Annotated in this window: 13 protein-coding genes; 10 read left to right on the top strand and 3 right to left on the bottom strand. The window is 70.6% G+C overall.

Features of this window, described 5'->3' with window-relative positions; translation table 11 throughout:
• Positions 1-94: 94 nt before the first annotated feature.
• Both L7N97_RS16270 and L7N97_RS16265 read right to left on the bottom strand, forming a co-directional pair.
• Positions 95-1,099, bottom strand: a complete 1,005-nt coding sequence (locus L7N97_RS16270; protein ID WP_237479353.1) for an aldo/keto reductase — start codon at positions 1,097-1,099, stop codon at positions 95-97.
• A gap of 322 nt (positions 1,100-1,421) precedes the next feature.
• The gene (locus tag L7N97_RS16265; RefSeq protein WP_237479352.1) at positions 1,422-2,576 is read right to left on the bottom strand and encodes an efflux RND transporter periplasmic adaptor subunit; all 1,155 of its coding nucleotides are present in this window, start codon (positions 2,574-2,576) and stop codon (positions 1,422-1,424) included.
• Positions 2,577-2,711: 135 nt separating this feature from the next.
• On the opposite strand from L7N97_RS16265, the gene L7N97_RS16260 reads away from it, so the two are divergent.
• The 5 genes from L7N97_RS16260 to L7N97_RS16240 all read left to right on the top strand — a co-directional run bounded on the left by L7N97_RS16260 (position 2,712) and on the right by L7N97_RS16240 (position 8,417).
• Positions 2,712-5,873, top strand: a complete 3,162-nt coding sequence (locus tag L7N97_RS16260) for an efflux RND transporter permease subunit (RefSeq protein WP_237479351.1) — start codon at positions 2,712-2,714, stop codon at positions 5,871-5,873.
• A 14-nt stretch (positions 5,874-5,887) separates the two neighbouring features.
• Positions 5,888-6,457 (top strand): hypothetical protein, encoded by a 570-nt coding sequence (locus L7N97_RS16255; RefSeq protein ID WP_237479350.1) that lies wholly within the window; start codon positions 5,888-5,890, stop codon positions 6,455-6,457.
• A 101-nt stretch (positions 6,458-6,558) separates the two neighbouring features.
• Positions 6,559-6,816, top strand: a complete 258-nt coding sequence (locus L7N97_RS16250) for a hypothetical protein (RefSeq protein WP_237479349.1) — start codon at positions 6,559-6,561, stop codon at positions 6,814-6,816.
• A gap of 54 nt (positions 6,817-6,870) precedes the next feature.
• The gene (locus tag L7N97_RS16245; RefSeq protein ID WP_237479348.1) at positions 6,871-7,869 is read left to right on the top strand and encodes a mechanosensitive ion channel family protein; all 999 of its coding nucleotides are present in this window, start codon (positions 6,871-6,873) and stop codon (positions 7,867-7,869) included.
• Between the two features lie 143 nt (positions 7,870-8,012).
• Entirely contained in the window at positions 8,013-8,417 is a 405-nt protein-coding gene (locus L7N97_RS16240; protein ID WP_237479347.1) for a PRC-barrel domain-containing protein, read from the top strand.
• Between the two features lie 93 nt (positions 8,418-8,510).
• Here L7N97_RS16240 and L7N97_RS16235 read toward each other — a convergent pair whose 3' ends face one another.
• Positions 8,511-9,638, bottom strand: coding sequence for a fasciclin domain-containing protein (locus L7N97_RS16235; RefSeq protein ID WP_237479346.1), 1,128 nt, complete (start codon positions 9,636-9,638; stop codon positions 8,511-8,513).
• Positions 9,639-9,952: 314 nt separating this feature from the next.
• Between L7N97_RS16235 and L7N97_RS16230 the strand changes: the two genes are divergently transcribed.
• The 5 genes from L7N97_RS16230 (at position 9,953) to L7N97_RS16210 (ending at position 14,544) form a co-directional block, all read left to right on the top strand.
• Positions 9,953-10,207, top strand: a complete 255-nt coding sequence (locus tag L7N97_RS16230; protein ID WP_237479345.1) for a hypothetical protein — start codon at positions 9,953-9,955, stop codon at positions 10,205-10,207.
• A gap of 147 nt (positions 10,208-10,354) precedes the next feature.
• Positions 10,355-11,440, top strand: a complete 1,086-nt coding sequence (locus L7N97_RS16225; protein ID WP_237479344.1) for an endonuclease/exonuclease/phosphatase family protein — start codon at positions 10,355-10,357, stop codon at positions 11,438-11,440.
• Complete coding sequence (locus L7N97_RS16220; protein ID WP_237479343.1) at positions 11,437-12,342, top strand: YihY/virulence factor BrkB family protein; 906 nt, start codon at positions 11,437-11,439, stop codon at positions 12,340-12,342. The genes L7N97_RS16225 and L7N97_RS16220 overlap by 4 nt, the downstream gene beginning before the upstream one ends.
• On the top strand, positions 12,332-13,297 hold the full coding sequence (locus tag L7N97_RS16215) for a cation diffusion facilitator family transporter (RefSeq protein ID WP_237479342.1): 966 nt from the start codon (positions 12,332-12,334) through the stop codon (positions 13,295-13,297). The genes L7N97_RS16220 and L7N97_RS16215 overlap by 11 nt, the downstream gene beginning before the upstream one ends.
• A gap of 71 nt (positions 13,298-13,368) precedes the next feature.
• Entirely contained in the window at positions 13,369-14,544 is a 1,176-nt protein-coding gene (locus L7N97_RS16210) for a permease (protein WP_237479341.1), read from the top strand.
• Positions 14,545-14,640: the final 96 nt, after the last annotated feature.

Below are 14,640 nucleotides of genomic sequence, written 5' to 3'. Positions count from 1 at the left end.
TGCCGGGATGTGCGACGAGCGTCACGACTGTCGGGCGCCGGAGGAAGAGCTTTCACCGAAAGTCGGCAGAACCACGACGCCGACCGGAACGATTTCACGACGGCACCGACGCGTCCGGATGCAGGACGCCCCGGAAGCGCAATTCGTCCCAGAACGCGGGCGGGATCTTCGCGCGCAGGGCAGCTTGATCGGCTAGGATGTGGAACGGCTTGGCAGTTCCCACGATCAGCGCGGATGCCTCGTCGGGCGCGAGGCTGAATTGGAGCGCCGCGGCGACGAGGTCGACGCCGTGGTCGCCGGCGATGGCGCGCAGGCGAGCCAGCTTGTCGCGCTTCTCGGCCGGAATGACGCTGTTCCCCTCGCCGTAGTTGTAGCGTGGCTCGCCGCCGAGGAAGCCCGCGTTCAGCGCAGAGCCGATGACGAAGCTGACGCCCTTCTCGCGCGCTGCCGGCAGCACCTGCTCGACCGCGTTGGCGTGGTCGATGAGCGAGTATTGGCTCGCCAGGAGGTGGACGTCGCTGTCTGCGCGTTCGAGGCAGCGCAGGATCGGCTCCGGCCTGTTCACGCCCATCCCCCAGCCGTCGATCACGCCCTCCTCGCGCAAGCGCGTCAGCGCCGGGAACGCCCCCTTCTCCGCGTCCGGCCACAGTGCTTCCCAGTCGTCGGGCAGGTAGCCGTTGTCGGGGGACAAGTCGTGGACGAACACGATATCAAGGCGGTCGAGGCCGAGCCGCTGCAGGCTGTCCTCGACCGAGCGCAGCACGCCGTCTGCCGTGTAGTCGAAGTGCGGCGTGTTGGGCGAGGTCGTGAAGGGGAAGAAGCGCTTGGCCTCGTTGGTCCGGCTCGCCCGCAAAAGCTTGCCGACCTTGGACGAGATGATGAACTCGCTGCGGGGCTTGCGCGACAGGAAGCGCCCGAAGCGGCGCTCGGCGAGGCCGAGCCCATACCAGGGCGAAACGTCGAAGTAGCGCACGCCGGCGTCCCAAGCGGCGGCGAGCGTCGCCTCGGCCTGCTCGTCGGTGGCGAACTCGAACTCGTTGCCGATCGCGACTCCGCCGAGGCCGAAGTCGAACGGGGGGCGGTAGCGCGTCGGAGTCATGCTGCTTCTCGATCTCGGTGCCAGACCAGAACACTGGATCGATCTGACCCTGATCCCGGTTCCGCCCGCGAGGCGGTCCGGGTGCAGCGACTATGGGCGGCGCCAAGTCGCCCATCGGCAGAGCCGTCTGTGACGTAGCGCTCCAGATCGCAGTTGCGGGCCCGCGATCCCTCTACGGCGCCGGCCAATGCACGGTATGGGATCGCCGAACTGCCTTGTCGTCGCGACCCCGTAGGCCCGGTCGACATGGCCGATGTTCCGACGAGGCTGTACGGACAGCTCGGCGGTACGTCCGCCGGGCCGCCCCGCTTCCGTCGAGCCGTCACCTGGTCGCCGTGGTTTCGGCTTCGGGCGTCGCGTCGACCTTCGTTCCGGCCTTGAGCTTCTGGAGGTTGTCGACCGCGATGCTCATGCCGGGGTGCAGCCCGTCCAGCACCGCCGTGTCATCGCCGTAGGCTTCCCCGGTCTCCACCGGCTGCGGGTGGGCGACGCCGTCCTTCACCGCATAGACGATCTGCTGGTTCAGCTCCGCCGACAGCGCCTTCGTCGGCACGAGCAGGCGCTGCCGGGTTCCGACCGTGAGCCGGATCCGCAGGAACTGGCCCGGCACGAGCGACCCGTCGGGGTTGGGCAGACCGGCGCGCACGTTCAGGCGCGAGGTGCGCGGGTTGAAGGCGTTGTCGAACTGTTCGACCGTCGCCGTCTTGCCGCTGGGCTGCCCGTCGGCGCCGAGGAGTTGCACATCCGGCTTGCGCCCCTCCGCCATGGCGGAGCGCAGCGCGTCCACGTCTGAGGCCGACAAGGCCACCTGGACCTGGATGGGGTCGGTCTGGGCCAGCGACACGAGCTGGGTCTGGTCGGCATTGGCGAGGTCGCCGACATTGACGTCGGTCAGGCCCGCCTGGCCAGTGAAGGGCGCACGCACGGCCGCGTAGTCGATGTTGAGCTTCTGGCGCGCCACGTTGGCCTCGTCCTGGCGGAGCTGGCCCGCCGCCGTATCGCGGTCCCGCGTCACCTGCTCGATGCGCTCGTCCGACGCGAAGCCCTTCTTGGCCAGGGGCGCGAAGCGCTCGACCTCGGCCGACGCGAAGTCGAGGCTGGCCTGCGCCTGCGCCTGCTGGCCCTGCGCCTCGGCCAGCGCCGCCTCGAAGGGGCGCGGGTCGATCTGGAACAAAAGGTCGCCCTTCGCGACCCGGCTTCCCGGCGCGAAGCCGCGCTCCAGCACCGCCCCCGTGACGCGGGGCTTCAACTCGGCGATCTGCGGCGACACCACGGTGGCCGTATAATCGAAGGACACCGGCACCGCGCGCTCCTGGAGTGCCAACACGTGCACCGGCACGGGCTTAGGGGCCGCCTGGGCCTCGCCGTCGCCCCCGCCGAACACGTTCGGCAGAAGCCCGGCATGCCAGGCATAGCCGGCGACCAGCAGCAGAACCGCTGTGACGGCTGCGATGCCGATGACTCCTTTTCGCTGCACTCTGGTCTCCCGACGCGGTGATCGCGCATGGCCGAGCCATTGAAACGAAGCTGTTGGTTCGGCGTTCCAGACCGGTCTGCGACGGGCGCGGGCGGGAAAGGTTGTCGGTTGGGATCCTTCTTCATCGGACGTCCGGTGTTCGCGGCCGTCATCTCGATCGTCATCGCCCTCATCGGCGCCCTGTCCTACTTCGTGCTGCCGACCGCGCGGTTCCCGGAAATCGCACCGCCCAACATCTCCGTCTCGGCCACCTACACGGGTGGCAACGCCGAGACGGTGGCGCGCACCGTGGCGACCCCGCTGGAGAACCGCATCAACGGCTCGCCGGGGATGATCTACCTGCAGTCCAGCAGCACCAACGACGGCCAGGTGTCGATCAACGCCACCTTCAAGGTCGGCTACAACCTCGACGCCGCCACGGCCGACGTGCTGACCCGCGTCAACCGCGCGACGCCCGACCTGCCCCAGAGCGTGCAGCGCCAGGGCGTCGAGATCCGGCGGTCGAGTCGGCAGCTCCTCGCCATCGTGGCCCTGCACGGCTCCACGAGCAGCGACTACGACGAGCTATTCCTGAGCAACTACGCCGAAACCCAGATCATCCCGGAGCTGCGGCGCGGGGTGGGCGTCGGCCGCGTGCGCGACCTGAGCTCGAAGCGCTTCGCCATGCGGATCTGGCTCGACCCTGCCAAGCTGGAAGCGCTGCGGATCGACCCGCAGGCGGTGCTGAAGGTTGTGCAGGCGCAGAACGCCGACCTCGCGGCGGGCTCGCTCGGCAAGCAGCCGATGGCCGACGGCGCCGCCCCCGCCTTCACGGTGCAGCTTACCGCCGAGGGGCGGCTGAAGACCACGGAGGAGTTCGGCGACATCGTCGTGCGGGCGCAGCCTGACGGTGCCGTGGTGCGCATCCGCGACATCGGGCACGTCGAACTCGGCTCCGAGGTCTACGGCGTGCGCTCGGGCTTCTCGGGCGGGCCCGCCGCCGCCATCCTGATCTATCAGACGCCGGGCGCCAACGCTGTCGAGGTGATGGACGGCGTGCGCGCCACGATGGAGAAGCTCGCCAAGCGCTTCCCTGTGGGGGTGTCCTACGACATCGCGTCGGACCGGACAACCTTCGTGTCGGCCGCGCTGCACGAGGTGCTGATCACGCTTGCCATCGCCATCGCGCTGGTGGTGATCGTCACCTACCTGTTCTTGCAGAGCTGGCGGGCGACGCTGATCCCGACGATCGCCATCCCGGTGTCGCTGCTCGGCACCTTCGCGCCGCTCGAAGCCTTCGGCTTTTCGCTCAACACGCTGAGCCTGCTCGGCCTCGTGCTGGCAGTGGGCCTCGTGGTCGACGACGCCATCGTGGTGGTGGAGAACGTCGAGCGCCAGCTTGAGGAGGGCAAGGCGCCGGCCGAGGCGGCCCGCGCCGCCATGGCGGAGGTGACGGGCCCCATCGTGGCCACCACGATCGTGTTGTTGGCGCTGTTCGTGCCCGTGGCCTTCATCCCGGGCATCACGGGCCAGCTCTACGAGCAGTTCGCCCTCACCATCGCCTTCTCGGTCGGCTTCTCGGCCCTGGTGTCGCTGACCCTGACGCCGGCGCTCTGCGCCATCCTGCTGCGTGTGCCCGACGAGGATGCGAAGGAGCATCGCGCCCGATGGGTGCGGGCGCTGCGCAAACCACTCGACTGGATCGACGCCGGACTCGCGCGCGGGGGTCGGGCACTCGGGCGCGCGGTGGGCTGGTTCGGGCGCCACGCCTGGGTGATGGGCCTCGCCTTCGCGGCGCTGATGGTGGCCACCGTGGCGCTGTTCGAGACGCGGCCGAGCGACTTCGTGCCCGAGGAGGATGAGGGCTACTTCTACGCCGTGGTGGACCTGCCGCCGGGCGCCTCCGTGGTGCGGACCCAGGCGGTGGTGGACCGTGTCGAGAAGCGGCTCCTCGGGGAGCTGGCCGTGCTCAACGCCGTGACGGTGTCGGGCGACAACAACGTGTCCGACGTCACCGCTCCCTATTACGGCTTCGTGGTGCCGACGCTGAAGCCCTGGGACGACCGCAAAGAGACGGCGGCCGCCATCATGGCGAGGCTGCAGCCCGAGTTCGACCGCTACACCGACGCCCGCGTGCGCCTGGTCAACCCGCCCTCGCTGCCCGGCCTCGGCACCCACGGCGGCCTGACGCTGGAGATCGAGGACCGCGCCGGCGGCGACACGGACGCGCTGCTCAAGACCGCCGACAGCTTCCTGCAGAAGGTCCGCGCCCTGCCGGAGGTGGACACGGCGGAACCCACCACCCAGGGCGGGGTGCCGCAGCTCAAGCTCGGCATCGACCGGGTCAAGGCCGAGCAGCTCGGCGTGTCGGTCGACAGCCTGTTCTCCAACCTGAGCCTGCTGGTGGGCTCCACCTACGCCAACCTGTTCAACCGCTTCGGCCGCACCTACCAGGTCTACCTGCAGGCCGACGGGCCGGACCGTCGCACCGAGGCCGACCTCGCCGCGCTGACCGTGCCGAACGACCGCGGCGAGCCCGTGCGGGTGGGCTCGCTCATCCACCCCCGCTTCACCACGGGCCCGACTCAGGTATCGCACTACAACGTCTACCCGGCGGTCGAGACCGCCGTGTCGCCGTCGAACTCGTCCGGCGCGGCCCTCGCGGCCATCCAGGCCCTGGCCGACCGCGAGCTGCCGGCCGACTACGCCATCGAGTGGTCGGACGTGGCCTACCAGCAGCAGAAAACCGGCGGCTACACGCCGATCATCTTCGCGCTCGGCGTCGTGCTGGTGTTCCTGACCCTGGCGGCGCAATACGAGAGCTGGATGCTGCCGGCCGTGATCGTACTCACCGTGCCGCTCGCGGGCCTCGGCGCGCTGGGCTTCCTCGCGTTGCGCGGCCTGTCGCTCGACGTCTACGGGCAGATCGGGCTGCTGATGCTGGTGGGGTTGGCGGCCAAGAACTCGATCCTCATCGTCGCCTTCGCGCGCGACCGCCTGCTGGACGGAGCCGACCGGCTCGAGGCCGCGAAGGCCGCCGCCAAGCTCCGCATGCGCCCCATCATCATGACGTCGCTGGCCTTCATCCTGGGCACGCTGCCGCTGGCCATCGCCACGGGGGCCGGCGCAAATTCCCGCATCTCGATCGGCACCACCATCGTCGGGGGTATGTTGGTCGCCACCGTGCTGAGCCTTTTCATGACGCCCACCTTTTTCGTCGTGGCCGACCGCTGGCGCGGCGGCACCGGCGGGAAGGACGAGATGCCCGAAAAGTGCGGGGACGGCGGCGAGGGCCGGGCGGCCGGCGGCGACGCCTGAGCACGGGAGCCACCATGCGCCACGCCATCCCGCTTCTGACCCTGCTCGCCGCGACGCTGCCCGCCGCCCCGGCCGATGCGGCGACCGAGCGCGCCGTGCTGCGGGTCTGTGCCGAGCGGCCGGGCAGCCTCGGAATCGGCGTGGACCCCTTCGCCGACGGGCCGCTGACGGTGCCGGAGCGGACGATGTTCCGATTCAGCGGCGTGCCGTTCCACTTTGACCTGCACCCGACCGACAGCAGGCAGGCAGAAGGCGAGAATTCGCACCACGGCCATCCTGCCCTCGTGACGGAGCGCGCTCTGCGCCTGACCCCCGCTCATCCCTGCGCCGAGGCGCCGGCCGCCGCGCTGCTGTCGCCCCGCTTCGGGTGGCACGAGGCGCATGTCTCCGGGACAGGCCGGGCCAACTTCGCGCCGCACGGGCTCGTGCGTCACGGCCGCTTCGACCCCGGCTACGGCGGAGCTTCGGCGGCCTTCAAGCGCGCGGCGGTCGGCGGCCGCATCCGCGCGACGCTGCGGGGCACGACCGAGCGCACGCTTCACCTGGTCCACCGAGACCTGCACGTCGTGCCGCGGCACCGCTGACAACGTCGTGTCAGGTTCGTCCTGACGGTCGCGCCCGGCGCGGCCCTGCTACGCTGTCAGATCCGCGGAGCCCTCCGGCGGGCCTATGAAGCCCCTTCCCCATGATGACCGACACCCTCAAGCGGACCGCCGTCTGCACCCTCCTCGTCCTCGCGCTGCCGGGCGTCGCTTCAGCGCGGATCAGGTCCGAGCGCGACCGCCTGCGCGCCGAGGCCGAGCACGCCTGCTACGGCGACGCCCAGCGCCTGTGCCCCGACGCTTTGCCGAACGAGGCCAAGGTCGAAGCCTGCATGAAGGCCCAGCGCGCCCGGCTCAGCCCCGCCTGCGGCAAGATCTTCGATCGCGGCACCCGGGGGTAAGATCCCACCCCGCGACGCCCGCCCCCGGCGGGCCTGCACGACCAAAGAGCCACGATGCAATTCGACCTGTCCCAAGCCCTCGCGTCGCTCCAGGCCATGGCGGCCAGCTTCGTCGCCTTCCTGCCCTACCTCGTCGTGGCGCTGATCGTCTACGCGGCCTTCCATTTCGCCGGTCGCTACGCCAACCGCGCCATCATCTACTTGACGGAGCGGCGACGCCGGCACCGCAATCTCGGGCGCGTGCTGGGGCGGCTCGCCCAGGGTGGCCTCATGCTGGTGGGCCTGCTCGTCGCCCTCGTCATCGCGGTGCCGTCTTTTCAGCCCGCGCAGCTCGTGCAGCTGCTCGGCATCAGCGGCGTCGCCATCGGCTTCGCGTTCCGCGACATCCTGCAGAACTTCCTGGCCGGCATCCTCATCCTGCTCACCGAGCCTTTCCGCATCGGTGACCAGATCTCGGTCACGGGCTTCGACGGCACCGTGGAAGAGATCGAGACGCGCGCCACCTTCATCCGCACTTTCGACGGCCGGCGCGTGGTCATCCCCAACTCGACGCTGTTCTCGCAGTCCGTCACGGTCGACACGGCCTACGAGAAGCGCCGGCTGCAGTACGACGTCGGCATCGGCTACGGCGACGACATCGCCCGCGCGCGGAGGGTCATGCTCGGCGCCATGGGCGGCATCGACGGCGTGCTCTCCGAGCCGGCGCCCGAGGTGCTGCTGGTCGACCTCGCCGGCTCCAGCGTCAACCTGCGCGCCCACTGGTGGATCGCCTCGGCCCGCCGCGCCGACCTCATGGGCAGCCAGGACCGCGTGCTGCAGGCGCTGAAGGAGGCGCTGCAGGGCGCCGGCGTCGACCTGCCCTATCCCACCACGCAGGTGCTGTTCCACGACCAGACCGAGACGACGGACGGCGACCGCGCCCGCCAGCGCGAGGGTTGGCCCGCCGGCGACGGCGCGGGGCCGGGCGCGCGCGACCTCGTCGCGGCGATCCGAGCCCGGCGGCACGACGAGGCCGAGGGGCGACCGGATGCCGGCGCGACCGCGTCAGGGTAATCCTGACAGCGTGCGCCGGAAATCGGCGGAACAGTCGGAGGACGCAGGCAGTTTAAAGGCGGATCCAGCCGGCGAACACTGCATTCGCCGGCGATCTTCTGCGGCCGACATCGAAGATCGGCCCGCTGTTCACGGAGAATATCATGAAGAACCTCATCCTCGCCGCCGCGTTGTCGTCGCTCGCGGCCGGCTCCGCCTTCGCGGCAGATGCCAACGGCGGCATGATGATGGCCGACCATGCCACCGCCACGATCCATTACGTCACGGTGGCGCCCGCCGACATCATGTCGTCCAAGCTCGTCGGCCAGGACGTGTACAACAACAAGGGCGACAAGATCGGCAATGTCGCCGACCTCGTCATCGACAACGGCAAGACGATCACGGGCGTCGTGCTCAGCGTCGGCGGCTTCCTCGGCATGGGTGAGCATTACGTGCTGATCGACCCGGCTTCCATGGTGCTGAGCGACAAGAACGGCCTGCACGGCGTCGTCGACACCGACAAGGACAACCTGAAGAACGCCCCGGCGTTCAACTACAAGAAGTCCTGATCCGCCATCCCCCGCCGGCCGGCCCGGCGGGGACCTCGGAATTCGGCCGCCGCCCTGTCGGGTCGGCGGCCTTCGCGCGTCCGCGGGGGCGCTTCAGGGCTTCGGCGGCACGGCGGGCGCCGCGGCGAACTCGGCCGCGGTCATGTGCGCCCGGAGCACGTGGGCCTTGGCGTCTGGCGTGACCCGGCTCCAGGACACGAAGACGTTCCGGCCGCCGAAGCCCAAAAATCCGCCGAAATGCGCCGACAGCCCGGTGACCCGGCCGTCGGGCAGCCCGATCATGACGCCGTTGACTTTGCCCGTGGAGCCGTTGCCGTTTACCTTCAACGGCCAGCCGCGCAGCCCGGCCGCGGCGATGCTGACCTCCGGCGCGGCGGGCGCGGCCACGACGGGCGCCACGGCCCCGGGCATCGCTGGGCTCGGCGCCGATGCGGCGACCTGCGATCCAGCCCCGGGCTTCGGCGCCTGCGGCTCTGCCATCGCCGCCGGCGGCGGCACGGGGGTCGGCACCGGTGTGCCCGGGATCGCGGAAGCCGTCGCGCCGGACGCGGGCGTCGCAGGGGCCGCGGCGGGAACGGGTGTCGGGGCCGGCGTGCCCGGCACCGCGGAAGCTGTCGCGCCGGGCGCGGGCATCGCGCTGGCCGGAGCGGGAACGAGCGTCGGGGCCAGGGTGCCGGGAACCGCTGAGGCGTATGGCACGGCCACTGCGGGCGCGGCCGGCATCAGCACGGCATCCACGGCGTCGATCACGCCCGGCCCGGCGGGGATGTCGCCCTGGACCACGTAGGCGAGCCGACCCGTGGCCGGGGCGCGATGGTCGCGCAGCGACAGGCGGCCCACGTACCAGGTCACGTCGAAAACCGTGCCGTTCTCGGACGTGATGGTCTTGTCGACGTCGTTCGACGTCATCGCGGTGCCGGGGAACACGAACCGGCCCACGAGATCCTTCAGGCCTTCGGGCGACAGGGCGTCAATGGACGTGCGCTGCGCGGCGGGCAGGCGCGAGAAGGCGCCGTCGGTCGGCATGAAGACGGTGACGGGCGCTGCGCCGAGCGTGTCGGCGAGCCCCGCGCGAGACACGAGCGACAGGAAAGTCCCGAAGCCGCCGTGGGCCTGCGCGGCCTTGACGAAGTCTGTGTCGGCCGCCGCGGCGGGCCGGCACAGCGCCGCCAGGCCCGACACGACGAGGGCCGCGTGCCGGCATGCGGCGGATGACGACATGGGCATGGTTCGGGCTTCCGCGGTTGACGATGGATCCGCGGCGAACGGTGCGGGCGGAGCGCGGGTTCCTCAGATGCTGCTCCCGCGAATTTGCGCGACTGTGCCCGACAGGAGATCCCGCGGCCCCGCTCCGCCGGGAGGTCGCGCGTGTCAGGTTTTCCCCGACAGGCCGTTCGGCGACGCCCGACTGATCGTCGGATCGGGGCGCGCCATATCGATCCCGACATCGACGCGCTTGGCCTACCTTGGCCCGGCGGGAGCGCCCTGCGCCGGACGGCCGCTTCGTCATCCTTCCCGGCACAGGACCGACCCGCATGACTTCCCCGATCAGATCCGCGTCGCTCGTCGGCGCCGCCCTCCTCCTGCTGGGCGCGTCGCTCGGCGCCGCCGAAGCCATGCCGGTCGCGCCGATGACGGCGGCGGGCGTGGAGGTTTCGAGCGTCGAACCGGCGGCCTACCTCCACAGGCACTACCGTGGTTATCACAGCCCGTCGGCCCGCCGCTTCCGCCACGCCCGGCGTAACTCGCCCAACCGCTACTGCCAGAACCAGCCGTCGCGCTGCCGTTGAGGCCGGGCCACATTCCGCCCGGGGCGTGCAGCGACGGCGTGGCACGCCGTCGATGACTCCATCGCGCGTCCGCCGCCGATGCGGCGGGCGGCTTCCCCGGCGGGGTCGAGCGACAGTCGGCTCCCTCCGAACCCCATCGAGATGTCCGTGCTCCGCATCGCCGCGACCGTCCTGTTCTGGCTCTTGAGCCTCGCGATCGCCACCGTTCTCACCGCGTCGCTGCTGCCCTTCGTCGATACACGGTGGTGGCTGGTGCGCCTGCTCGACTTCCCGCACCTCCAGTTCGGCATCGTCACGCTGGCGCTGCTGCTGCTCCTGCCGTGCTTCTCCCGCCACCGTCCTCGCGCCGTGCTGGCGCTGGCGGCGGCGGCCGTCGTGGCGCTCGGAGCCGATGCCCTCGTGCTCTGGCCCTACCGCCCCTCCGCGCATCTGGCGACCGCATCGGACGCTTGCCCTGCGGACCGCCGCCTCGCGGTGATGATCTCCAACGTGCTGCTCACGAACCGGCAGTCGCAGACCCTGCTCGACGAAGTGCGGGCCGAGAGGCCCGACCTGTTCCTCGCCATGGAAGTGGACGACTGGTGGGATAGGACGCTGCAGCCGCTCAGCGCCGACATGCCCTACGGCGCGACGAAGGTCACCGGCTCCTACTACGGCATGCGGCTGTTCTCGCGCTTGCCGCTGTCGGACACCGACGTGCGCTTCCTCGCGGGCCGCGACACGCCGTCGATCGTCACCACGGTGAAGCTGCGCGACGGCGAGGACGCGACCTTTCTCGGCATTCACCCGCGCCCGCCGCTGGTCGGCCAGTCGGCCCTGCCGCGCGACGCCGAACTGTACGCGGCGGCGCAGATCCTGCGCGGGCACGAGGGCCCGGCCGTCATGGCTGGCGACCTCAACGCCACGCCCTGGGAGGACGCGGTGCAGAGGACGCGCCGCATCGCCGGCCGCGTGTCGCCGCGCCAGGGCCACGGCTACGTGTATAGTTTCGATGCGAAGTCCTGGTGGGCCAAGTGGCCGTTCGACCAGATCGACTACAAGCCGGGCTTCACGGCGCTGTCGCTCGACCGGCTCGCGCCGATCGGCTCGGACCACTACCCCTACGTCGTCCGCCTTTGCCGCGACCCGTTCGTCACGGCGCCCGCTGCGGTGCCCGAGGGCGAGGACGACCGGGAGCGCGTGGACGAGGCCGACCGCGCCGCGCGGGCCGCCGCGGGATCGGCTGCGCGATGAAGCGGATCGACGGCGCGACCTGGGCCGTCATCCTCCGCCGCACCTGGGCCGAGATCGGCGCGGACCGCGCCTCCATCGTGGCCTCGGGCGTGGCCTTCCGGGTCGCGCTGGCGCTGTTCCCCGCCATCGCCCTCCTGGTCTGGGTGGCGAGCCGCACCGTGGGGCCACAGGAGGCCAGGGCGCTGGTCGGCACGCTGTCGGATCTCGTGCCCGACGCGAGCCGCTCCATCGTCGCGAATGCGGTGGACTCCGCCCTGCGCTCCAACCCTGCCGACGCCAAGGCCGAAGCGCCCTGGCTCGGCGGTTTCGCGCCGACGCTCGGCGTCGCGGCGACACTGTGGACCACCAACAGCGGCACCAAGGCGCTCTTCGCCGCGCTCAACATCGTCTACGACAAGGAGGAAAGCCGGGGCTTCCTGCGCCGCACCCTCGTCACGCTGCTGTTCACCCTGGGCACGCTGGCGCTGCTCGTCCTCGCGCTCGCCGCACTCCTGGCCTCGCCCGTCGTCCTGTCGCGGATGGGCTTCGGCGCCTTCGCGGCCGCGGCGGTGCATTGGCTGCGCTGGCCCGCCCTGTTCGTCGGCTTCGCGCCGTCGCTGTCGGTGCTCTACCGCTACGCGCCGAACCGCGAGCGCGAGCATTGGCCCCTCGTCACGGTGGGCTCGACACTGGCGGCGGGGCTGCTCGCGGTCGGCACGGCACTGTTCTCGTGGTTCACGGCCCGGTTCATGGGGCTCAGCGCGACCTACGGCCCGCTGAGCACCGTCGTGGCCTTCCTGCTGTGGCTGTGGTTCGGGTTCTACGTCGTCCTCGCCTGCGCGGAGCTCGACTCAGTGATCGAGCGACGGACGGGGCTCTACGGCGGCGGCGAGGTCGAGGGCGGGGGACGGAATGGCGGCTGAGAACACGGGCGCGATCCTCACGGCGGCGGCGAGCAACCTCGCGATCGCGGCCGCCAAGTTCGTCGGCGCCGGGCTGACGGGCAGCTCGGCCATGCTGTCAGAGGGCGTGCACTCGGTCGTCGACACCGCGAATCAAGGATTGCTGCTGCTCGGCCTGAAGCGGGGCGAGAAGCCCGCCGACGCGGCGCATCCGTTCGGCTACGGCCGGGAGGTGTATTTCTTCTCCTTCGTCGTCGCGCTGATGATCTTTCTCGCCGGCGGCGCCTACTCGCTCTACGAGGGCTACGAGAAGATCCGCCGCCCGGAGGCCATCGGCGAGGTGTCGATTCTCGGGCTGCACCTGCCCGGCATCGCCGTGAACCTGGCCATCCTGGTCTTCGCGGTCTGCGCCGAGGGCTATTCGCTCTTCAAGGCCTGGACCTCGCTTCCGAACAGCGCGGCCTCGCCGTTGTCGGCCATCCAGCGTTCCAAAGACCCGAGCCTGTTCGTCGTCGTGGCCGAGGACTCGGCCGCGGTGGCGGGCCTGCTGCTCGCCATCCTCGGCGTGAGCCTGTCGGCGCTCCTCGACGTGCCGGCGCTCGACGGGGCGGCCTCGGTCGGCATCGGCCTCGTGCTGCTCGGCATGGCGGGGCTGCTGATGTGGGAAACGCACGGCCTGCTGATCGGCGAAGCGACCGACCCGGAGATCGTCGCCTCGATCCGCGACATCGCGCGCGGCGAGGCGGCGGTGCGCCACGTCAACGCGGTGCTCACCCAGCACCTCGGCCCGTCCGACATCCTGGTCAACCTCAGCCTCGACATCGACGACGCCTGCCGCGGCGGCGAGGTCGAGCGGCTCGCGACGCGACTGGAACAGCAGCTCAAGGCGAAGCACGCCGCCGTGCGGCGCGTGTTCATCGAGTTCCAGTCGGAGGCCGCCTCGCGGGCATCGTCCGGGGCCGACGGGACCGCTTGACCGTCGGGAACAGTGCCATGTGGCAAGGTGGTTCCGAGGGAACCAACACAGGAACGCGTCGGAGACACCCGATGAATATTTCGCATCAGATCGGCCACGCCCTGCTGATGAGCCTCGGCATGATGTGGCAGACCGGCTGGACGCTCGTGCTCGGCTTCGCCGTGTCGGCCGTGCTGCAGACGGTGGTGCCGGCCGCGAAGATGCGGGAAGCGCTGGGCGGGGGCGGCACGCAGGACATCGCGGCCGCGACCGCGCTCGGCGCCGCCTCGTCGAGCTGCTCCTACGCCTCCGCCGCGATCATGCGGACCCTGTTCAAGAAGGGCGCAGCGCTGTCCACCTCGCTCGCCTTCATGTTCGCCTCGACCAACCTCGTGCTGGAGCTGGGCATCGTGCTCTACGTGCTGATGGGCTGGCAGTTCACGGCCGGCGAGTGGGTCGGCGGCGTCGTGCTCGTCATCGTGATGAGCCTGTTGCTCAAGCTGGTCTACCCGGAAGCGCTGATCGAGGAGGCGCGGCGCCACGAGGAGGCCGGGTCGGGCCACCACCACATGTGCATGACGGTCGAGGGCGACACGTGGTGGGAGCGGCTGCGCAAGCCGGAGGCGCGGGTCCGCATCGCCCAGAACTTTGCCATGGAATGGTCGATGCTGTGGAAGGATCTGCTGATCGGCTTCGCCGTCGGCGGCTTCCTCGCGGCCTTCGTGCCGGACGCGTGGTGGAAGGCCATGTTCCTCCAGGACGCCTCGCCCTGGATCAAGGTGCCGTTCGACGCGCTGATCGGCCCCGTGGTGGCCTGCCTCACCTTCGTGTGCTCGATCGGCAACGTGCCGCTGGCGGCCGTGCTGTGGGCCGGCGGGGCGAGCTTCGGCGGCGTGCTGTCCTTCCTCTACGCCGACCTCATCGTGCTGCCGCTGCTGGACGTGTACCGCCGCTACTTTGGCTGGCGCATGGCGGCCTTCATGGCGGGGCTGTTCTTCGCCACGATGGCGCTCTCGGCCGCCGTCATGGACCTCGCCTTCACGGCGCTCGGCCTCGTGCCGTCGCACGACTCGGACGTGCGGGCACAACTGACGACCTTCAGCCTGAACTACGCATTCTGGCTCGACCTCGCCTTCGGCGCGCTCGCCCTGTACCTGTTCTGGGTGAACCGGCAGCACCCGATGGATCACGGCCACCAGGGTCACCAGGACCACGACGATGCGTCGCGCGATGGACACCGGCGCGGCACGGCGCCTGTACGGGCCTGATGCAGGGCGCCGGTGGACCTTGGCGCCGAGCCTGTTCCCTGTTTTGCGCCTCGGCGGATGGGCATGCGCCAAGCGGAGAAGATCGGGCGAGCACTT

The organism is Lichenibacterium dinghuense (genome assembly GCF_021730615.1).
Lineage (GTDB): Bacteria > Pseudomonadota > Alphaproteobacteria > Rhizobiales > Beijerinckiaceae > Lichenihabitans > Lichenihabitans dinghuensis.
This window is presented reverse-complemented; position numbering and strand designations above follow the sequence as displayed.

Coding starts and splice junctions, on each gene's coding strand:
- L7N97_RS16220 (WP_237479343.1), top strand. CDS start 11,437: ATGAAGCGGATCGACGGCGCGACCTGGGCCGTCATCCTCCGCCGCACC.
- L7N97_RS16240 (WP_237479347.1), top strand. CDS start 8,013: ATGAAGAACCTCATCCTCGCCGCCGCGTTGTCGTCGCTCGCGGCCGGC.
- L7N97_RS16270 (WP_237479353.1), bottom strand. CDS start 1,099: ATGACTCCGACGCGCTACCGCCCCCCGTTCGACTTCGGCCTCGGCGGA.
- L7N97_RS16215 (WP_237479342.1), top strand. CDS start 12,332: ATGGCGGCTGAGAACACGGGCGCGATCCTCACGGCGGCGGCGAGCAAC.
- L7N97_RS16230 (WP_237479345.1), top strand. CDS start 9,953: ATGACTTCCCCGATCAGATCCGCGTCGCTCGTCGGCGCCGCCCTCCTC.
- L7N97_RS16245 (WP_237479348.1), top strand. CDS start 6,871: ATGCAATTCGACCTGTCCCAAGCCCTCGCGTCGCTCCAGGCCATGGCG.
- L7N97_RS16210 (WP_237479341.1), top strand. CDS start 13,369: ATGAATATTTCGCATCAGATCGGCCACGCCCTGCTGATGAGCCTCGGC.
- L7N97_RS16250 (WP_237479349.1), top strand. CDS start 6,559: ATGATGACCGACACCCTCAAGCGGACCGCCGTCTGCACCCTCCTCGTC.
- L7N97_RS16255 (WP_237479350.1), top strand. CDS start 5,888: ATGCGCCACGCCATCCCGCTTCTGACCCTGCTCGCCGCGACGCTGCCC.
- L7N97_RS16235 (WP_237479346.1), bottom strand. CDS start 9,638: ATGTCGTCATCCGCCGCATGCCGGCACGCGGCCCTCGTCGTGTCGGGC.